This window comes from Flavobacterium sp., assembly GCF_036515215.1.
Lineage (GTDB): Bacteria > Bacteroidota > Bacteroidia > Flavobacteriales > Flavobacteriaceae > Flavobacterium.
The window spans coordinates 1-20,800 of record NZ_DATBVQ010000164.1 but is presented as its reverse complement, the minus strand read 5'-3'; the positions used below and the strand labels follow the sequence as shown (position 1 = coordinate 20,800).

Annotated in this window: 20 protein-coding genes; 10 read left to right on the top strand and 10 right to left on the bottom strand. The window is 38.0% G+C overall.

The window, feature by feature from the left end; genetic code table 11:
* Window positions 1-46 precede the first annotated feature (46 nt).
* The gene (locus VIH09_RS11140; protein ID WP_331580951.1) at window positions 47-817 is read right to left on the bottom strand and encodes a type 1 glutamine amidotransferase domain-containing protein; all 771 of its coding nucleotides are present in this window, start codon (window positions 815-817) and stop codon (window positions 47-49) included.
* 86 nt (window positions 818-903) lie between these two features.
* Between VIH09_RS11140 and VIH09_RS11135 the strand changes: the two genes are divergently transcribed.
* Window positions 904-1,800: a LysR family transcriptional regulator gene (locus VIH09_RS11135; protein ID WP_331580949.1), complete on the top strand. Its 897-nt coding sequence runs from the start codon at window positions 904-906 to the stop codon at window positions 1,798-1,800.
* Here the strand turns inward: VIH09_RS11135 and nadD are convergent, their stop codons facing one another.
* The 5 genes from nadD to VIH09_RS11110 all read right to left on the bottom strand — a co-directional run bounded on the left by nadD (window position 1,801) and on the right by VIH09_RS11110 (window position 5,319).
* Complete coding sequence (gene nadD, locus VIH09_RS11130) at window positions 1,801-2,412, bottom strand: nicotinate (nicotinamide) nucleotide adenylyltransferase (protein ID WP_331580947.1); 612 nt, start codon at window positions 2,410-2,412, stop codon at window positions 1,801-1,803. It abuts the gene before it with no gap.
* 85 nt (window positions 2,413-2,497) lie between these two features.
* Window positions 2,498-3,070 carry a guanylate kinase gene (gmk, locus tag VIH09_RS11125; RefSeq protein ID WP_331580946.1) on the bottom strand — a complete coding sequence of 191 codons (573 nt, stop codon included), beginning with the start codon at window positions 3,068-3,070 and terminating at the stop codon, window positions 2,498-2,500.
* A gap of 39 nt (window positions 3,071-3,109) precedes the next feature.
* Window positions 3,110-3,970, bottom strand: coding sequence for a YicC/YloC family endoribonuclease (locus VIH09_RS11120; protein WP_331580945.1), 861 nt, complete (start codon window positions 3,968-3,970; stop codon window positions 3,110-3,112).
* A 106-nt stretch (window positions 3,971-4,076) separates the two neighbouring features.
* Entirely contained in the window at window positions 4,077-4,970 is an 894-nt protein-coding gene (locus VIH09_RS11115; protein ID WP_331580944.1) for a DMT family transporter, read from the bottom strand.
* Complete coding sequence (locus VIH09_RS11110) at window positions 4,963-5,319, bottom strand: arsenate reductase family protein (RefSeq protein ID WP_331580942.1); 357 nt, start codon at window positions 5,317-5,319, stop codon at window positions 4,963-4,965. The genes VIH09_RS11115 and VIH09_RS11110 overlap by 8 nt, the downstream gene beginning before the upstream one ends.
* Before the next feature lie 76 nt (window positions 5,320-5,395).
* On the opposite strand from VIH09_RS11110, the gene VIH09_RS11105 reads away from it, so the two are divergent.
* Window positions 5,396-5,851 carry a DinB family protein gene (locus VIH09_RS11105; RefSeq protein ID WP_331580940.1) on the top strand — a complete coding sequence of 152 codons (456 nt, stop codon included), beginning with the start codon at window positions 5,396-5,398 and terminating at the stop codon, window positions 5,849-5,851.
* A 23-nt stretch (window positions 5,852-5,874) separates the two neighbouring features.
* On the opposite strand, the gene VIH09_RS11100 is transcribed toward VIH09_RS11105, so the two are convergent.
* Window positions 5,875-6,618: a DUF3298 and DUF4163 domain-containing protein gene (locus tag VIH09_RS11100; protein WP_331580938.1), complete on the bottom strand. Its 744-nt coding sequence runs from the start codon at window positions 6,616-6,618 to the stop codon at window positions 5,875-5,877.
* Between the two features lie 96 nt (window positions 6,619-6,714).
* On the opposite strand from VIH09_RS11100, the gene VIH09_RS11095 reads away from it, so the two are divergent.
* The gene (locus tag VIH09_RS11095) at window positions 6,715-7,857 is read left to right on the top strand and encodes a cystathionine gamma-synthase (protein WP_331580936.1); all 1,143 of its coding nucleotides are present in this window, start codon (window positions 6,715-6,717) and stop codon (window positions 7,855-7,857) included.
* An 80-nt stretch (window positions 7,858-7,937) separates the two neighbouring features.
* Here the strand turns inward: VIH09_RS11095 and VIH09_RS11090 are convergent, their stop codons facing one another.
* Complete coding sequence (locus VIH09_RS11090; protein WP_331580934.1) at window positions 7,938-8,741, bottom strand: THC0290_0291 family protein; 804 nt, start codon at window positions 8,739-8,741, stop codon at window positions 7,938-7,940.
* A 276-nt stretch (window positions 8,742-9,017) separates the two neighbouring features.
* On the opposite strand from VIH09_RS11090, the gene gdhA reads away from it, so the two are divergent.
* From gdhA to VIH09_RS11055, 7 genes are all read left to right on the top strand, one after another.
* Window positions 9,018-10,361 carry an NADP-specific glutamate dehydrogenase gene (gdhA, locus tag VIH09_RS11085; RefSeq protein ID WP_331580932.1) on the top strand — a complete coding sequence of 448 codons (1,344 nt, stop codon included), beginning with the start codon at window positions 9,018-9,020 and terminating at the stop codon, window positions 10,359-10,361.
* Between the two features lie 123 nt (window positions 10,362-10,484).
* The gene (locus VIH09_RS11080) at window positions 10,485-12,770 is read left to right on the top strand and encodes a T9SS type A sorting domain-containing protein (protein ID WP_331580930.1); all 2,286 of its coding nucleotides are present in this window, start codon (window positions 10,485-10,487) and stop codon (window positions 12,768-12,770) included.
* 42 nt (window positions 12,771-12,812) lie between these two features.
* On the top strand, window positions 12,813-13,826 hold the full coding sequence (locus tag VIH09_RS11075; RefSeq protein ID WP_331580928.1) for an acyltransferase: 1,014 nt from the start codon (window positions 12,813-12,815) through the stop codon (window positions 13,824-13,826).
* 1 nt (window position 13,827) lies between these two features.
* On the top strand, window positions 13,828-14,541 hold the full coding sequence (recO, locus tag VIH09_RS11070; protein WP_331580926.1) for a DNA repair protein RecO: 714 nt from the start codon (window positions 13,828-13,830) through the stop codon (window positions 14,539-14,541).
* A 222-nt stretch (window positions 14,542-14,763) separates the two neighbouring features.
* Window positions 14,764-18,165, top strand: a complete 3,402-nt coding sequence (gene ileS / locus VIH09_RS11065) for an isoleucine--tRNA ligase (protein ID WP_331580924.1) — start codon at window positions 14,764-14,766, stop codon at window positions 18,163-18,165.
* A 7-nt stretch (window positions 18,166-18,172) separates the two neighbouring features.
* Window positions 18,173-18,553 (top strand): TraR/DksA family transcriptional regulator, encoded by a 381-nt coding sequence (locus tag VIH09_RS11060; protein WP_331580922.1) that lies wholly within the window; start codon window positions 18,173-18,175, stop codon window positions 18,551-18,553.
* A gap of 90 nt (window positions 18,554-18,643) precedes the next feature.
* On the top strand, window positions 18,644-19,243 hold the full coding sequence (locus VIH09_RS11055; RefSeq protein ID WP_331580920.1) for a lipoprotein signal peptidase: 600 nt from the start codon (window positions 18,644-18,646) through the stop codon (window positions 19,241-19,243).
* A 288-nt stretch (window positions 19,244-19,531) separates the two neighbouring features.
* Here the strand turns inward: VIH09_RS11055 and VIH09_RS11050 are convergent, their stop codons facing one another.
* Together VIH09_RS11050 and VIH09_RS11045 are read right to left on the bottom strand one after the other, a co-directional pair.
* Window positions 19,532-20,095, bottom strand: coding sequence for a 5-formyltetrahydrofolate cyclo-ligase (locus VIH09_RS11050; protein ID WP_331580918.1), 564 nt, complete (start codon window positions 20,093-20,095; stop codon window positions 19,532-19,534).
* Window positions 20,096-20,270: 175 nt separating this feature from the next.
* On the bottom strand, window positions 20,271-20,800 hold a 530-nt coding region (locus tag VIH09_RS11045; protein WP_331580916.1), incomplete at its 5' end, for a succinylglutamate desuccinylase/aspartoacylase family protein.

The window sequence follows — 20,800 nt, the reverse complement described above, 5'->3', positions numbered from 1 at the left end:
CCGAATACAAGATTCGTAGGATTATATAATTCGAAGTTTAACATGCTTATTTTTTTGCGTTTAATTGGTGTAATAATTTCTCGGCTACCAATTTAGAGGAAGCTGGGTTTTGTCCGGTGATCAACAAACCGTCTTCAACTGCATATGGATGCCAATCCGCCACTTTTGAATAAGTTGCTCCGTTTGCTTGTAAAGCATCTTCCAATAAGAAAGGAACAACGCCAGTTAACCCTACTGCTGCTTCTTCCGTATTGGAGAATCCTGTTACTTTTTTACCTTTTACTAAATATTCTCCATTCACTTTTACGTTTTTCAATACCGCTGGTGAGTGGCAAACGAAAGCTACGGGTTTGTTGTTAGTATAGAAAGCTGAAATCAATGCGCTTGATGTTTTGTCGGTGGCTAAATCCCAAAGCGGACCGTGACCTCCTGGGTAAAAAACGGCATCATAATCAGCCTCGTTCACATCCGATAATTTAATTGTGTTTTTTAGTTTTGCCAATATCTCAGCGTCTTTGTCCAGTCGTTTCGTGTCTTCTGTAGCGGCAGAAGGATCGTCACTTTTCGGGTCAATCGGGGGTTGTCCTCCCAGTGGTGTGGCAATATCGATTTGAACGCCTTTGTCGGCTAATTCGTAGTATGGAGCTGCAAATTCTTCGGTCCAATATCCTGTTTTTTCTCCGGTGTCTCCCAATTTATCATGACTGGTAAGAACAAATAATACTTTTTTCATACTTTTTTTATTTTGTTTTTGTGCGGTTGCGCTTAGGCAACCCACTGTTAATACTAATACTGTAAACAATGCTATTTTTTTCATGGTTTATTTTCTTTATACAAATTTACGGCGAATATGTTATTAGTAAAAATAATTTAAATTATGTTTGTAATAAATATATTTATATCATGGTCAATCTGGAATGGTACAGGACGTTTAAGTCGGTTTATAAAAACCGTAATTTTTCTTTGGCGGCCAAAGAATTATTTATCAGTCAACCGGCGGTCAGTCAACAAATGTCTATGTTGGAGGCGCATGTGGGCTATAAATTATTCAATAGGAAATCCAAAGGCGTTGAACCGACGGAATACGCTAAGTTACTGAATAACTTGATAATAGAGGCGTTAGACCGGTTGGAAAATGTGGAAAATGGTTTTCGTACCAAAGCTTTTAACGCCAACCGATTGATCACAATAGGGGTGTCTCAACATTTATTCAGCAGTTTGGGGAGTTCGCTAATCTCAAAATTCGACTATATTGATTTTAGTTTCCATGAAAATCAGACACTCTTTGAATTGGTCAACGCCAAGAAACTGGATTTTGCAATTGTGACCGCTAAATACGACACTTTTGATACCATTCAAAAAAAAGTGGGTGATATCAAACAAATTATCGTGGGTTCAACTACTGTTGATGGCATAAGATTAAAAGCCAAAATTAAAGGGAATGATTTTGCTGCGACGGAAAATTGGCTGAATGAACAGATTTGGTATAGCCACGATTCGGGAATTCCGCATGTGAAATTATTTTGGATGTATGTCTTTAACAAAAAAAGACCCTCCATAATCCCTAATTACATTATTCCTTCTGAATACGAAATGTTAAGGATACTCTCGAAAAATACGGGCGTTGCTATTGTATGGAATTGTAATGCCAAGTCGTTCCTGCGGGATAAAAAACTGCAATTATTGTGGGACAGCAAACAAATGCCCAATACTGAAGTATATATATTGTCAGGTAAAAACGACAATTTTAATACCGCTTTTCAAGAAATTGAGTCCGAGTTGAAAAATATATTAGGCTAATTATTTTTTGTAAAAATTATTGTGGTCAATGTATTTCCAAACTTTTGAAGGTAATAACGGCTGGATATTTTTTCCCTCTTTAATACTTTTTCGAATAAAAGTCGAAGAAATTTCGACAATGGGAGCATCAATAAGATGAACTTTCGGGTGCTTTTTTAAATCTAGATTTTCTTGTTCAGGCGAGGTTGCTTCGGCTGCTCGTCCTTTGGCCTCCAGTCTCGGATAAACGTATATGTCGTGATTTTGCAAAAGGACCCCGAAGTTTTTCCATTTGTGCAAGGACTTCAAATTGTCTTCTCCCATGATTAGTGAAAATTCATGGTCCGGATATTTTTCTTCGAGATGAACCAAGGTGTTCACAGTGTAATTAGGTTGCGATAATTTGAATTCGATATCGGACGGTTTTAGTTTCGGGAAATCCTCGGTTGCCAAGTGTACCATTTGCAAGCGGTGATAGTCATCCAATAAGGTTTCTTTCTTCTTGTGGGGGTTGTGCGGGGTAACGACTAACCACACCTGGTCTAAGTCAGCATTCTCCGCCATATGGTTGGCAATAATTAAATGGCCTACATGGATGGGGTTAAATGTTCCGAAATAAAGTCCTATTTTCATAGATTTAATTTAAAGATTTAAAAATTTAAGGATTGAAAGATTATCATCGGTTTTTAAATCTTGCAACTCTTCAATCTTTCAATTTCTATTTATTTACAAAATCTTTCACCAGCTGATAGGCCTCTTCTTTGGCGGTATCCAAATCGTAATTTTTTATGATGGTGTCAAATTGGGGGGCGGTAGCCAATTCTACGGAAGCTTTGGCGATACGCATATTGATCTTGTCATCGCTTTCCGTTGACCTTTTTTTCAATCTAATTTTCAATTCGTCAATACTGGGTGGTTTCACGAAAACGGCTAGTGTTTCTTCAGGGAATTTGTGCTTAATTCGCAGTCCACCGGCCACGTCGATATCAAAAATCACGTTTTTACCTTTTGCCCAAATGCGTTCCACTTCACTTTTTAGGGTGCCGTAGAAATTGTCGCGATAGACTTCTTCCCACTCCACAAAATCTTCGTTTTTGATGTGATTTTTAAATTCTTCCAAAGACATGAAGTAGTAATCTTTCCCGTTAACTTCCTCCCCACGAGCTTCTCGCGTCGCCGCTGAAATGGAAAACTCCAAATTAAGGTCTTCTTTGCCAAGTAAATGCCTAACGATAGTCGTTTTTCCGGAACCCGATGGCGCCGAAAAAACGATTAATTTTCCTTTTTTCATTTTATGCTGAATTTATTTCAGATTTTTTTTTGCCGAAACTTACAGTACGTTCAAGACCTGTTCCTTAATTTTTTCCAATTCGTCTTTCATTTGAACGACTAATTTCTGCATTTGTGCATGGTTTGATTTAGAACCCATGGTATTGATTTCGCGACCCATTTCTTGGGTAATAAAACCTAATTTTCTACCGTTGGCTTCCGTTCCGTTTATGGTTTCCAAGAAATAATCCAGATGATTGGTTAGACGAACTTTTTCCTCTGTAATGTCCAGTTTTTCCAAATAATAGATTAATTCTTGCTCAAAACGGTTTTCATCCACGTTTACCTTAAGTTCCGCAATTGCGGTTTGTAAACGATCTTTTATTGCCTGCACACGCTCTGGATCTAGTGCTAAAGCTTCCGTCATATATTGACGAATATTCCCGATTCGCAATTGAAATTCCTTTTCCAGTGACATTCCCTCGTCTCTTCTAAAAGTCAGGATGTTCTGAACAGCTTCCTCGACAACTGTTTGGATTTGTACCCAGTCATTTTCGTCAATTTCATCGCGCTCCACTTTTAAAGCGTCTGGCATTCTCACCGCCATTTTCATCAATTCGGTCTCATCTGCGTCAGCATAGATTTCTTTCAATTGCTTGATGTATCCTTTTACGATGGGCGCGTTTACTTTAGTTGAAGTTTGTTCTGCCGTGCTTTCGATAAAAATGGAAAAATCCACTTTTCCTCTTTCGAGTTTCACCGCTATTTGGTTACGCAACCCCAATTCCATTTCACGGTAAAGGGAAGGCATTCTCACGTTCAAATCCAGTCCTTTACTGTTTAGGGATTTTACTTCTATTGTTATTTTTTTGGTTGGTAATTGCAAAGTGGCTTTACCAAAACCCGTCATCGATTGTATCATATAATTTTCTAAAAGAGTTCAAAGATAAGAAAAAAGAGTTCATTGGCTAGAGTTAGACTCAGACGATGTGTTTAAGAATATAAATGTCAGCAGAGTGACCGTTAAGTTAGTTTTCAGCAGTTCCTTTTTTCTGGGTAACCATATAAACGCCGACAAAAATCAACATTGCCGAAATGATTTTTACCAAAGTCAAGTCGTCCTTTCCTAGGCCAATTGCAAAAACGGTGGCGAAGAAAGGCTGAAGGTAGATAAATACCGCGACGGTTGTTGGTTTTAATTCTTTCATCGTGAGTAGGTTTAGCAAATAGGTTACGAATGTCGAAATGACCACCACAAACGCTATCTTCCAATAAATATGCATCGGAACTATCGCCCAGTTTACCGCTTCAAATTGGCTCCAGCCAAAAGGTAAAACCATCAGAAAACCGAACAGATAAATCCATTTTACGAAGGTGAAGGCATTGTATTTATCCATCAATTTCTTGACGATTATCAAATAGAAACCGTAAGAAACCGCATTTACAAAAACTAGCACATTGCCTATGCTGGCATTAGTTGCAGTACCGATCGATTTGCCGTAAAGAATAAGAAAGGCCGTTCCTATCAATCCGAGAATTATCCCGATTACCATGCGTTTTTGCATGCGTTCTTTCATGATGATTGCCGACAGCAGCAATACAATCATCGGAGTTGTGACCATGATAACGGATGCCGAGATCGGCGAAGTGAGGCTTAATCCCTTAAAAAAAGTAAGCATGTTAAAAGCCACGCCAAAAAAAGCGGCCGCGATTATTCGAGGAAAATCTTTAAGGGCAATTTTTTCCTTTGGCATAAAGAACCACGAAAGCCAGAACAACAGCATTGCCCCGCTTACACGCAATAAAATAAAGCCATAGGCGTCAATGTGCTCTGGCATCACGTCCTTGGCAATGGTGAATGTAACTCCGTAAATTACCGAAACAATAGTAGCGCCAAAAAGCGCGACATTCCTTTTAGACATTCCCCAACGCTTTCATTACTTGGAGCATGTTTTGCTGGGTTCCGCCAACATATACGTTATTGTCAATTACAAAAACGGGTCGGCTCAAAAAAGTATAATGTTCCAGGATGTATTTTTTATAATCGGCTTCTGTCAAAGATTTGTTCTTTAAATCCATCGATTTGTACAATACCGCTTTTTTGCTGAATAAGGCTTCATAACTACCTGAAATTTGGTGCATTTCTTCTAATTCCTCTTCAGTTAAAGCCGTTTGCTTTATATCACGAAAAACTAGATTATTCCCTTTTGGTAATGATTTTATGATTTTTCGGCAAGTATCACAAGAAGCGATATAGTATATTTTATTCATAATAATTTCAATTTCTTTGTGCAAAGAAAAATCATTTGAAAGTGAAAATGATTATTTTTATAAAAAATTTAGAAAAATGCAACAAACATTCGACATTACCAGAACGAGCAGAAAACTATTGTCCCAATTTTTAGAAAAACATACTTTAGAACAACTCAACGCAATTCCAGAAGGCTTTAACAATAATTTGATTTGGAATATTGCCCATATCGTGGTGGTGCAGCAGATGCTTGTTTATAAATTGTCCGGTTTACCTATGATGATTTCTGACGAAATGGTCGATAAATACAAGAAAGGCAGTAAGCCGGAACATGACGCGACGCAAGCGGAAGCGGATGAAATCAAGGAATTGCTCTTAAAAACAATCGATCAAACCGAAACTGATTTTGAAAATAAAATGTTCGAAAACTATCAGCAATACCCAACTTCGACTGGATTTACCCTGAATAATGCGGGGGATGCCATGTCGTTCAATTATTTTCACGAAGGCATACATCTTGGGGTCATATTGAGTATTAAAAAATATATTTAATACATTCTCCCGCCAAAGATTGATTACTTGAGGAGCAAATAATCATTTATCTCTTTGTAAGACAATAGCAATTCTTTAGGGCCATCAGCATAAGATGCCGCCTCATAAGGGTTGTAATATAAAAGCAGCCCTTTGTCCGTGTAAAAAATATTGAGAGGCAAGCTGAACTTGTCACCTTCAAAAAGAAGTCCTGTAGCGTTAATGGACTTGTTTTCAGGAATGTTGTATTTGTTTCTGAATTTTTTTTCGGCGAATGCCTTAAAAGCGTTTTGGTCCTTAAACAATTGACTGTTTGGGATTGATTTCCCGGTCGCAGGATCAAAAAGCAAAGAACGCAGCCCCTGATAACCATGGGCGCCACCGGTAAAGGTGTAATGCTTGATTTGTATGTTTAGGATGCTGTCAGACTGGTATTTTACGCTTCCTTCCACTTCAGCTTCCCATCCAAAAACGTCTTTTGGATATTCTTTTCGAAGTTGTTCATAAGAGCCGATAAATGAATTTAGTAGCCCATCATAATTGGTCGAGGTGTATGGTTTCTCACCAAAATAAATGATCTGCTTCAAAACGGAAAACACTTTTTTGTTGATGCTGTCCGCCACGATCGGGACGTCTTTCGCAATTGGGACAGTGACTGTTATATGGGGACAATTTTCAGTACATGCTAAGCTGGTTTTCTTCTCGAAGGACTGGTTTTCAAAAACCAATTCTTTTGAACAGCGCGCCATCGAAAAAAGTAATATAGCGTATAGTACAATATATTTCATTTCAAAAAATGTTAATTAAATACAAAGGTATGGACTTGTGCCTTAGCAAGAATAAATTTAAAGCTAAGTTTGCTATGTCATTAAAAATTGAAAGATATGAAATTCAACACTAAAACGATACATGGTGGACAACATCACGACCCATCGACTGGGGCGGTTATGCCTCCGGTGTTTCAAACTTCTACATTTGCACAAACCAGTCCAGGGAAACCTATTGGGGATTATGTATACAGCCGGTCGGCAAATCCAACCAGAACAGCATTAGAAGCCGCGCTAGCGAGTATCGAAAATGGTGCTAAAGGTTTGGCGTTTTCATCCGGTTTGGCTGCCACAGATTGTTTGTTGCGTTCTTTCAAGGCAGGCGACGAAATCATCGCTATGGACGATTTGTACGGAGGTACGTATAGATTGTTTACTAAGATTTATAAAGACTCGGGGATTAAGTTTCATTTTGTGGATATGAATGATTTGGATAATTTCCAGTCCTTTATTAATGAGAATACCAGATTGGTTTGGTTAGAAACACCAACAAATCCTTTGATGAAATTGGCAGACATAGCGGCAATTGCCAAAATCACAAAAGCGAAGAATATACTTTTGGCTGTTGACAATACTTTTGCAACGCCATACTTGCAGAATCCATTAGACTTGGGGGCGGATGTAGTGATGCATTCGGCTACAAAATACCTATCGGGTCATTCTGATGTTGTGGCAGGGGCTTTAATTGCTAAAACTGCTGAACTGGGCGAGCAATTGCTCTTTCAACAATTTGCAACCGGAGCGACACTTGGGCCAATGGATAGTTTTCTTGTCCTTAGGGGAATAAAAACATTGCATTTAAGGATGCAAAGGCATTGTGAAAACGGCGAGAAAGTGGCTGAATTTTTAAATAATCACCCGAAGGTAAAAACGGTTTATTACCCGGGACTAGCCAGTCATCCTTATCATGAAATTGCCAAAAAGCAAATGAGCGGATATGGGGGGATGGTTTCTTTTGATTTTGCGTCGGGGAAAAAAGAAGATTCAGTTGATTTCTTAGAGAAAGTTAGAATATTCACTCTGGCAGAATCATTGGGAGGGGTAGAGTCTTTGGCAAATCACCCCGCTTTGATGACGCATGCTTCCATACCGGAAGACAAACGTAAAGAAGTGGGAATTACCGATGATTTAGTGCGTCTAAGCGTAGGGATAGAAGATATAGACGATCTGATCGAAGACTTGGAACAAGCATTGGCCTAAGCCAAACATTTTTCCACAATGAATAAAAGAAATCCCAATTTAGAATTGGGATTTTTGTTTTTCTATGGACAGAAAATATCCTATTGCAAATAGTATATATAGCCCACATTAAACCACACTAACCAGTCGTTTGCTTTGTTCTCCTTGTAAATCGCCGGGTTGGGATTTAAACCATCCACCCAATTCGAGAAAAAATATTGAAAGCGCAAATCCACCATTAGATCGCGTAATGGAGTTAACTTATAGCGTGTTCCCACACTGGAGACTACTGACCAGACGGAACCTCCTTCTGTTGAAAAACCATAAGGGCGATTGTCGGTAGGGACTAAATATTTTGGGAATGTAGTTAAGGGCGTGCCCAACGGTCCAAGTGTCGAGTAAGCCTCGGCATTGTAATAACTGAATTGGGCTCCCAGACTAACAAATGGACCCAAACTACCTATTCTGGCGGTGAAATCACGGATACTAAAAGGGAAATACTCCAATTGCATACCTATATTAGTAACGGCAGTGCTTCCTTTCATAGCCCGTAATTGATCGGCACCTAATCCGGTATGGTCAGGAGCAACCCATTCACCAAGATGCTCTAGGTTGGTTTTATTGTAAGACAATTCGCTTCTTAATTTAAAATGATCGTTAAAATAGGTTTCAGGTGTATAGCAGTTACAGTCCGCTTCGTAGGAGAAATTTAAGTAATGTATAATTCCGATTCCCATTCCTGTATTTCCGATATTGGTGTCAAAATTATAACGCTGACCATAGTCAGATTGAAAAGCTACAGGGCCAGCTATAACTCCCACTTCGTGCGAGAAGCCGAACTGAGCATTTGAATTATTTGCGAAGCCGAATAAAACAAACAAAATAAGAGAGATGTATCTGAGCATTTTTTGTTAAAATTTCGAGTATGGACAAATATATAAAAAACATCATTCATCCATTAAAATTAAAATCAAAAATAAGTAAACAAATAGTAATTTGCTTAAGAAAACGACAATGATTTTATATGTTTGCTAACTTCAAAAGCCAAAATTTTAAGGAATGATTAATAAAAAGATAATTCGCCAAGATATAATTAAATATTAATTAGAAATATTCTTATAAAATGTATATTTGTACACTCTAACGAAAACGTTTTCTTAAACGTTAATAATCTAATAATCATGTCACAAAGTATTACTACTTTTATTGAAGAGGTTACTAAAAAAAACCCAAACGAACCGGAATTCTTACAGGCAGTTTTAGAAGTTGCTGAAACAGTGATTCCTTTTATCGAAGAAAATAAAAAATACCAGAACAAAATGCTTTTGGAAAGAATGGTCGAATCTGACCGAATCATTATGTTTCGTGTAGCTTGGATTGATGATAAAGGAGCGACTCAAGTAAATAGAGGATACCGTATCCAGATGAATTCTGCTATCGGACCATACAAAGGGGGACTTCGTTTTCACCCGTCGGTGAATTTGAGTATCTTAAAATTTTTAGCATTCGAACAAACATTTAAAAATAGCCTAACCACATTGCCAATGGGTGGTGGAAAAGGTGGAGCTGATTTTGATCCAAAAGGGAAATCAGACAATGAAGTGATGCGTTTTTGCCAAAGTTTCATGACAGAACTGTCTAAACATATCGGTGCAAACACGGATGTTCCTGCAGGGGATATTGGTGTAGGAGGAAGAGAAGTTGGATATATGTTCGGTCAATATAAAAGGCTAAGAAACGAATTCACAGGTGTTTTGACCGGTAAAGGAATATCTTTTGGAGGTTCATTGATCAGACCTGAGGCAACTGGATATGGAGCGGTTTATTTTGCTCAAAGTATGTTAGAAACAAAAGGGAATAGTTTTGAAGGTAAAACAGTTGTGGTTTCCGGTTCTGGAAACGTAGCGCAATATGCTACCGAAAAAGCGACTCAATTAGGTGGTAAAGTGGTGACTATGTCAGATTCTGCCGGTTATATTTATGATGCCGAAGGTATTGATGCCGAGAAATTGGCTCATGTTATGGAGATCAAAAATGAGTTGAGAGGAAGAATTAGCGAATATGTTAAGAAATATCCTAAAGCGAAATATGTTGCAGGAGCACGTCCTTGGGAAGTGAAATGTGATATTGCGTTGCCTTGTGCAACTCAAAACGAATTAAATGAAGAGGAAGCTAAAGCTTTAGTGGCGCACGGATGTATTTGTGTAGCCGAAGGGGCTAACATGCCTACTACGCCAGAAGCGGTTATAGTATTCCAAAAAGCAAAATTATTGTTTGCTCCAGGAAAAGCGTCAAATGCTGGTGGAGTTGCAACTTCAGGATTGGAAATGTCTCAAAACTCATTGAGATTAAGCTGGACTTCTGAAGAAGTAGACCAAAAACTAAAAGAAATCATGCTTGCGATTCACGCTTCATGTGTGAAATACGGTTCTGATGCTAGTGGTTATGTTGATTATGTAAAAGGTGCAAACATCGCTGGATTTGTAAAAGTGGCTGATGCTATGCTAGCTCAAGGGGTAGTATAAATCTTTTTTAAATATTTAAAAAGCCTTCTGCCGAAGTTTCGGACAGAAGGCTTTTTTTTTGGCAGAACAAAAATCGGATACTTTTGTTTGTGCTATATTTGTGAATCTATAGTCATACTGATAATGAAAAAACGGCTTTTAAGTTTACTGCTTCTACTGGTCATTCAAATGAGTTTTGCCCAAACTAATTTGTCTTGGCAGGGTTATTTTTCATACAATGAAATTAAAGACGTGTCATTGTCGCCGACCGCTATTTTTGCGGCTTCAGAAAACGCCTTGTTTTATGTAAATACAATAAGCAACCAAATGAAGACGACCAATACGGTAGACGGTCTTTCAGGCCAAACTATCAGTTCCCTTCATTATAGTTCCCAATTCAACAAATCGCTCGTTGGCTATGAAAACGGATTAATGATTGTTATCAACGAGGCTGACGGAAGCATGTTAAACGTGGTAGACATTATAAACAAACAACTTCCCGTCAACATGAAAAAAATAAATCATTTCATGGAATACGACGGAATTGTTTATGTTTCCTGTGATTTTGGAATCGTGCAATTCGATTTAAAGACCAATCTCTTCGGAGATACATATTTCATAGGTGATGATGGTGCGGAAATCAGCGTCAGACAAACGGCGGTTTACAATGGATTTATTTACGCAGCCACAAACAATGGCATTCGAAGAGCGGCTGTCACCAATGAAAATTTAAATGATTTTAATCAATGGAGTCAGATTGCGGCAGGAAGCTGGTCGAGTATAGAAACTTTTGACACAGAATTGGTCGCGATTAACAGTTCAGGATTTATTCACAAATACAATACAAATACGAATTCCTTTGACGGCTTCGTGGCTCTTGCACAAACGACTTTGGATATGAGAGCAAACGACACTTATTTGATCATTACAAGCCAGAACAGTGTTTTTGTCTACAATAATCAAATGCAGTTGGTACGTCAAATAAACAGTAGTCAAGTACAGGAGAGTCCCATTTTTAGCTGTGCTGCAAGCATAGGTGATAAAATATATATTGGAACAAAAGAAAACGGCTTATTTACAACGACAATAGTTGCCGTTTCTAATTTTGAAAACACAACCCCGTCTGGGCCTTCAAGAAACAATATTTTTGCGCTTCAAACTACTTCGACTTCGGTTTGGGCAGTTTATGGGGATTATTCGGTAGATTATAACCCGTATCCATTAGATGAGTATGGAATCAGTAAGTTCACGGCAACAGGCTGGCTAAACATTCCTTATGAAGCAGTTCTGGGAGCAAAATCATTGGTAAGAATTGCCGTGAACCCTAGTAATGAGAATGAAGTATATATTGGCTCCTCTTATTCTGGTTTGTTGAAATTAGAAAATGATGTACCCACAGTTTTATATAACCAAACAAATAGTGGACTGGAGCAGATCTCATTCATACCAAATTATTTTAATGATGTTAGAGTGAACGGAGCCACATATGACAAATCAGGGAATTTATGGGTCAATAATAGTTTGGTTAACAGCGGTATAAAAGTGTTAAAGGCCGATGGAACATGGCAAAGTTTCTCGACAAAATCAATACTAATTGATGCCGAGGAATGCAGTTACGGTAGAATGACAGTCGATAAAAACGGAACGAAATGGCTAACCACTAATAAGGATGGTGTTATAGGTTTTAACGAAAGTAATAACACGTTTAAGAAAATCACATTTGGACCTGACACAGGAAATTTGCCTATCGCAGATGCAAGGGCAGTCGCGGTTGACAACAGAAACCAACTTTGGATCGGGACCACGAAAGGGCTGCGGATATTGCCTAATGTGGGTAATTTTCAAACGGAAAGCCAACTGACGACTAATTCAATTATCATATTAGAAGACAATCTAGCACAAGAATTATTGTACGAGCAATTCATTACTGATATTGTTGTCGACGGCGCCAATAATAAATGGATCGGTACCGCAGACTCCGGTTTGTTTCTGGTTTCCCCAAACGGTCAGGAAACGATATATCATTTTACGATAAACAATTCACCGTTGCCAAGTAATGCCATCAACGACGTTGACATTAATAGTTCAACCGGTGAGGTTTTTATTGCCACGGACAGGGGATTGATTTCTTTTAAGGGAATTGCAACAAAAGCAAGTGAGGATCTAAGTAAAGCTTACGTTTATCCGAATCCGGTCCGGCCAGAATATGAGGGCACCGTCAAAATCGCTGGCTTGATAGACAAGGCCAACGTAAAAATCACTGACATTGAAGGGAATCTTGTCTATGAAGCCACTTCTGAAGGGGGCACGCTGGAATGGGATACTTCTGCTTTTGGGAAATACAAAGTGGCTTCCGGGGTATACATGATTTTTATTTCGGCGCAAGACGGAGTGGAAACCAAAGTGAAAAAAGTGATGATAATCAGATGATTTCAAGGGTCTGTATAGAATGGATGCTCAATATTTTTGTAAATGAATAATAACAACAATTGCTTTGATTTTTTAAGAATGTTTTTTGCTTTAAATATTCTATTGGCACATCTTGCTGAACTTTCTCAAAATAGAAGCTTCCATTTTTTATCAAACTATACTAATGCTATTATTGGCATCAAGGGTTTTTTTGTTATAAGTGGTTTTCTGGTGGCCAAAAGCTATTTAAACACTCCGTCGTTAAAAAAATATTTTATCAAGAGAGTAAAGAGAATTGTCCCAGCTTACGTTTTTGTATTGCTGCTGTCGGTTTTAATTTTGGCTTTTTTTGGAAAGCATAGTTTTACAGAATATTTTAAAGATATAAACGTTTATAAATATTTAGGGTGGAATTTGTTTTTTCTGAATTTTATGCATCCCTGCTTGCCTGGTCTTTTTGAAAACAATCTTATGTGTGCTGTCAATGGCTCGTTATGGACTTTAAAAGTGGAGGAAGGCTTTTATATCAGTTTGCCGTTTATTTTTTACTTTATTAAAAAAGTTAATAAGCCGTTTATTGTACTGATAGCAATCTATTGTTTGTCGCTATTGTATTGGTTTATAATGGACGATTATTTTAATAAGCCGTTGCTGGCGAAACAATTACCCGGGTATTTGGCCTATTTTGCAGTGGGGATATTTTTATATTTGAACTTAGATTTTGTTTTAAAAAATAATAAAATGTTGATATTAATGGCGATTTCAACGTTGGTGATTTCTCAGTATATTGACTTAAACACAAACGTTTTCTATCCCGCGGTATTTGGGATATTGGTTATAGCTGCAGCTTACAGTTTCTCGTTTCTTAATGATTTCGGAAAATTTGGTGATTTTACGTATGGGATTTATATCTATCATTTTCCAATAATTCAGCTTTTTAGACAGTATAATTTATTTGAAAAATATAATCCAATCCTAATGGCAACATATGTAATTTCATTAACCTTTTTATTTGCAGCTTTTTCTTGGTATTATGTAGAGAAAAGATTTTTGGATCGATTCAAAACTCATATTTAAAATGCAAGTCAAAACCAAAGCCATCGTTATTTCATCTATAAAATTCCAGGAAAAGAGCCTGATTGTGAAATGTTTCACGCAATCGCACGGCTTGAAATCCTACTTTGTAAGGGATGCTTTTTCGGGCAGGAAATCAAACCAAAAAATCGCCTATTTCCAGCCGCTGACTATTCTTGAAATCGAAGCTGTCCACAAGAATAAAGGGACTTTGGAAAACTTCAAAGAAATCAAAATTAGCACGCCATTTCAGACCATTCATTCGGATATCTTTAAAAGTACTATCGTGATCTTTATTTCTGAAATTCTACATCATTCGATACACGAGGAAGAAACAAACGAGTCACTTTTTAGCTTCCTGGAAACGGCCTTTCTATGGCTGGACCATCATGATGAAATAGCCAATTTCCATTTGATTCTAATGTTGGAAGCAACAAAATATCTTGGTTTTTATCCCGATGTTTCCGATATGGACATGCCTTTTTTCGAAATGACGGAAGGCGTTTTTACCCCGTTTCACGCCATTAGTTCCCTGACGGAGCATGAAACGAATTTGTTCAAAAAACTCATCGATTTAAAATTCGATACTGACCAAAAAACCTTCCATGTCATTGAAAGGCAAATTGTGTTGAAAATTCTGATTGATTACTACAGTTTTCATCTTGACGGCTTCAAAAAACCGAAATCCTTGGAGGTTTTAAAGGAAGTTTTTTCTTAGGAAAAAGCAACTAGTCTTCCCAAATATGACAAGAAAAAGCGAAGCTAATTCTAATGGATTCATCCAATTATTATCTAGTTCAATGGCGCGCAAATCGAATTATTCTTACTTTTAAATTAGCTGAAAGCTAGCGGTTAACAAAAATCCGCGTCAATTCATGAATTTCGTGTTTAATTATTGAAAATTCCTTACTTTCGCACTTCGATTAAAGAAAAGGATAAAATGAGCACAAAATTTACTGAATACAAAGGACTTGACTTACCAACAGTAGCGTCAGAAGTACTTGATTTTTGGAAGAAAGAAAACATATTTGAAAAAAGCATAACGACTCGCGAGGGAAACCCGCCATTCGTATTTTTCGAAGGGCCACCTTCGGCAAACGGCTTACCGGGAATTCACCATGTTATGGCGCGCGCTATCAAGGATATTTTTTGCAGATATAAAACACAAAAAGGATTTCAAGTAAAGCGCAAAGCCGGTTGGGATACCCATGGTTTGCCTGTGGAATTGGGGACGGAGAAGGAGCTAGGAATTACAAAAGAAGATATAGGAACGAAAATTTCCATTGAAGATTATAACGAGGCGTGTAAAAAAACCGTGATGCGCTATACTGACGTGTGGAATGACTTGACCGAAAAAATGGGGTATTGGGTTGATATGGACGATCCGTATGTGACTTACAAGCCCAAATATATGGAGACCGTTTGGTGGCTTTTGAAGCAAATCTACAACAAGGATTTGATGTACAAAGGATACACCATTCAACCGTATTCACCAAAAGCTGGTACTGGTCTGAGTTCGCATGAAGTGAATCAACCGGGAAGTTACAGAGACGTGACTGATACTACGGTTGTGGCTCAATTTAAAACAATAAATGAAACATTACCTAAAGTTTTAAAAAACTTAGGCGATATAGACATACTTGCGTGGACTACGACCCCATGGACTTTGCCTTCAAATACTGCTTTGACCGTTGGGCCAAAAATAGACTACGTTGTCGTGAGAACATTCAATCAGTATACCTTTCGTCCTTCGAATGTAGTTTTGGCTAAAAATTTGGTTGGAAAACAGTTCGGGAAAGGCTTTTTCGAAAGTGCAGAAGAGTATGATTTTGAAAATTTCAAAGAAGGAGATAAAAAAATTCCGTACCAAATCGTTGCTGAATGTAAAGGGTCAGATTTAGTGGGAATTCGCTATGAGCAATTAATGCCTTTCGCTTTACCTTATGAAAATCCGGAAAATGCTTTTAGGGTAATTTCGGGAGATTTTGTGACCATTGAGGATGGAACAGGAATTGTACACACCGCTCCGACTTTTGGTGCAGACGATGCAAAAGTGGCGAAAGAAGCTTCTCCGGAAGTGCCGCCTTTATTGGTTTTGGATGAAAATGGAAATCCGGTTCCTCTGGTTGATTTGCAAGGAAAATTCACTTCTCATATGGGTGAATATGCCGGTAAATACGTAAAAAACGAATATTATGACGAGGGCGAAGCTCCTGAGCGTTCTATCGACGTTGAGATTGCTATTCAATTAAAAGAAGAGAACAAAGCGTTTAAGGTAGAGAAATACGTTCACAGTTACCCACATTGTTGGAGAACGGATAAACCCATTTTATACTATCCCCTGGATTCCTGGTTCATAAAAATCACGGAAGTCAGAGACAGAATGTTCGAACTGAACGAAACCATCAACTGGAAACCAAAATCGACAGGGGAAGGACGTTTCGGGAACTGGATAAAAAACGCCAACGACTGGAATTTGTCACGTTCAAGATATTGGGGAATCCCGTTACCAATATGGAGAAATGAGGAAGGAACCGAAGAAATCCTGATAGGTTCGATAGAAGAATTATACAACGAAATCGAAAAATCTATCCAAGCCGGTTTCCAAAAAGAAAATCCTTTTAAAGGTTTTGAAATTGGAAATATGGCTGAAGAAAACTATGATTTAGTTGATTTACATAAAAATGTGGTCGATGCGATTACTTTGGTTTCTGCTTCAGGGAAACCGATGAAAAGGGAGGCTGATCTGATTGACGTTTGGTTTGATTCAGGTTCGATGCCGTATGCACAATGGCATTATCCTTTCGAAAACAAAGACAAAATAGACGAAAATAAAGATTTCCCCGCTGATTTTATTGCAGAAGGAGTGGATCAAACACGTGGGTGGTTTTATACCTTGCATGCCATAGCTACATTGGTTTTTGATAAAGTAGCCTACAAAAATGTGGTTTCAAACGGTTTGGTTTTGGACAAAAACGGACAGAAAATGTCAAAGCGATTAGGGAACGCAGCAGATCCTTTTGACACACTGAATGAATATGGCCCGGATGCCACAAGATGGTATATGATATCAAATGCCAATCCTTGGGACAATTTAAAATTTGACTTAGAGGGAATCGCAGAAGTTCGCAGGAAATTCTTCGGAACCCTATACAATACCTATTCTTTCTTTAGTTTATATGCCAATATTGACGGATTCAAGTACGATGAGGCCGAAATTCCGTTGAACGAAAGACCCGAAATTGACCAATGGATTATTTCGGAATTGAATACTTTGGTAAAGGATGTCGATGGTTTCTATGCCGATTATGAGCCAACGAAAGCGGCTCGTGCGATATCTGAATTCGTTCAGGAAAATTTGAGCAACTGGTATGTTCGTTTGTGCAGAAGACGTTTCTGGAAAGGGGAATATGCGCAAGACAAAATTGCTGCTTACCAAACGTTGTATACCTGCCTGTTAACTATAAGTAAATTGGGAGCCCCAATTGCCCCGTTCTTCATGGACAAGCTTTACAGAGACTTAACTTTGGCAACGCAGTCAGAAAACTATGACAGTGTACATTTGGCCAAGTTCCCGGTTTCGGTTGACAACTATGTTAATAAAATGTTAGAGAGCAAAATGCAGAAAGCGCAGACCATTTCGTCATTGGTGTTATCACTGCGAAAAAAGGAAATGATCAAGGTGCGTCAACCTTTGCAAAAGGTAATGATTCCAGTGCTTGACGAGAGTCAGAGGCTCGAGATTGAGGCTGTTTCCGAGCTGATAAAGGCTGAGGTGAATGTCAAGGAAATCCTGCTTTTAGACGATGCTTCGGGGGTTCTGGTGAAGCAAATAAAGCCTAATTTTAAAGCGCTGGGGCCTCGTTTCGGAAAAGATATGGGTCTGATTTCCAGTAATATACAGAAATTTTCGGCCGAAAAAATCAGCCAATTGGAGAGTAATGGAACTATTGATGTTGTTATTGGTGGAAAAAGCATAACTTTAACATTAGAAGACGTAGAGATTTCGTCCCAAGACATAGAAGGATGGTTAGTTGCCAATTCAAACGGAATAACGGTGGCACTTGACATAGTGATTTCTCCTGAGTTGAAAAAAGAAGGGATAGCAAGAGAATTAGTAAACAGAATTCAAAATATAAGAAAGGATTCGGGATTTGAAGTGACGGACAAAATAAAGGTCCATTTACAGAAAAATGACACTTTAGAGGAGGCAATAGAGCCAAATGCAGCATATATTAAATCAGAAACATTAACAGAAGAATTGGTTTTTGAAGAAGAGGTGGAAAATGGCACAGAAATTGAGTTTGACGAGATAAAAACAAAAATAAAAATTACTAAATAATCAGAAGATGGTAGATGCACCAACAAGATACTCTGACGCCGATTTGGCAGAGTTCAAAGAGATAATTCTAAATAAAATACAAAAAGCGCAAGCTGATTTGGATTTGATAAAGAGCGCCTACATGAATGATTTAAATAATGGTACGGATGATACCTCGCCTACATTTAAAGCATTTGAGGAAGGAAGTGAAAGCATGTCCAAGGAAGCGAACTCGCAGCTGGCGATCCGTCAGGAAAAATTCATTCGTGATCTGAAGAATGCATTATTCCGTGTAGAGAATAAAACCTACGGCGTATGCAGAGTAACAGGCAAACTAATTAACAAAGACAGATTAAAAGTCGTTCCGCATGCTACTATGAGTATAGAAGCCAAAAATTTACAACGATAGTCTCACATCCGTTATATAAATATTTAACGCTCCATTGGGAGCGTTTTTTTTGATAAAATTATTACTTTTGCGCCACTTAAAATTTTAAAAATGTCATTACGAAAAGCGTATCTACTTATCTTCATCATATTAATCGTTGATCAGGTTTCAAAAATATTTGTAAAAACTAATTTTATACTTGGTGAAGAAGTTGAAGTTTTTAGCTGGTTTAAAATTCTTTTTATTGAAAATGAAGGAATGGCCTGGGGAACTGAAATTCCGGGCACCTATGGTAAATTATTCTTGACTGTTTTTAGACTGGTTGCAGTTGGTGGAATTGGGTATTGGTTATGGGATTCTGTGGAACGAAAACACAGCTCAAATTACTTAATTGTGGCAATAGCATTGATTCTGGCAGGAGCCTTTGGTAACATCATTGATTCGGTATTTTACGGAGTTATATTCGATGACAGCCATTCTCAACTGGCCACGATATTTACTGACCAACCCTATGGAAAATATTTTCACGGCAAGGTAGTCGACATGTTTTACTTTCCGTTTTGGCACGGAAACTTGCCGAGTTGGTTGCCAATTTGGGGAGGAAAAGAGTTTACGTTTTTTAATGCCATCTTCAATGTTGCCGATATGGCCATTTCTACCGGAGTGGGAATATTGATTTTTTTCAACAAAAAGGCTTTTCACAAGAATTAAATTAAAATTTAGATAAAAAAAAAGGGACCCATTCAAATTTGAATGGGTCCCTTTTTTTTATTTGTTGTGACCGGGAGCGTATCGTTTCGCGCTTTTTCCGCCGTATATCTTTTTAGCTTGACCAGGCGGGAGTTTTTTAGCTTTATATGTTGATCTGCTGGTTCTAGTTTGTATGCTGCAGTTTGACAATGAAACTGTAAACAGCAGCACTAGAATTGCCATTACAGATCTTGGGCATTTAATTTTTTTCATAGGTATAAAATAATATTGATGGCGAAATTAAGCTTTTTAAAATTGATAAACAGTAATCGGGCTTACGCAATAATCCAATTTAACATCTGTTTCGCAAATATCGGTAATCAATTCTTCCGCTTCGAAAAACGAAAGGCCAATTTTAATTGTTTCTGGTTTGCATTCCGATAAAAAAACATCATAAAATCCTTTGCCATATCCCACTCGATGTCCCTGTTTGTCGAAGGCCAATAGCGGAACAAAAACCACTTCAATTTTAGCCGAGGGAACTTCGATTCCGTCAACAGGTTCGGGAATATTATACTCGTTTTTTTTGATTTTTGTATTGTCCGTCAGCAGAAAATGGGTCATATTGCGGGTTTCGAAATCGGATTTCGAAATGATAATCTCCTTATCCTTTCCTGAAAGCAAATGCAAGATCAGTTCTGTGTCCACTTCTTTTTGTTCGGCTATAGGCAAGAAAACATGGAAATAGGTCTTATCCCAGATAGGCAGCGCCAAAAGTTTATTGGCAACGGCTAAACTCTTATCTTTCAATTCATTCTCAGATAGTTGGGTTCTTAATGCTTTATACTTCGAGCGTAATTTCTTTTTTTGCATGACTGCTGTCTTTTAAATCAGCTATAAAAGTACTCAAATGATCTACTTCAACATGATCCATAATCACAATTTTATACCCATCGATTGCGTTGGTTGGATTTTGTAGAGTTGCGTAATTGGTTCTTTTATCAAAACACAAACGTTCAGGCCGACGAAATTTGACTGGCCTAAGCGTCTATTTCTCTAAAGTTGTTGATATATGATATATGGCATCGCCTTGATAGACAATGGGTGCCTGATTAACATTGATAATATATCCGGAATTTGGTGATTTTACCCTATGCTCGATTTTACCGTAAGGGTCCGAAATAGTAGCTAATAATTGCCCTTTCTCGATATAACTTCCTACCATTGTTATGCTGTGAAACATTCCGGAATATTTGGCTCGAATCCAGCTCGATTTTTTAATGTATATGGTTTCATCATCAGGAATTGTGATGTTTTGACTATCCTTCAACATTCCAAGGTGGTTCAGTATTCTCACGCTGCCCTCTACCCCTTGTTTGGTTATTCCCTCATTCAAATCAATGGACTTCCCTCCTTCGAATAATAGCATTTTGACGCCTAATTTATCACATGCGTTTCTGTAAGAACCCGCAATATTTTTTGAATACAGCGCAAAGGGTGCGTGGAACACGTCGGCCAAGGTCTTTAATTCGGAATTATTTGGGGCGATTCGAACCTGCGCTGCATTGAATCGGCTGG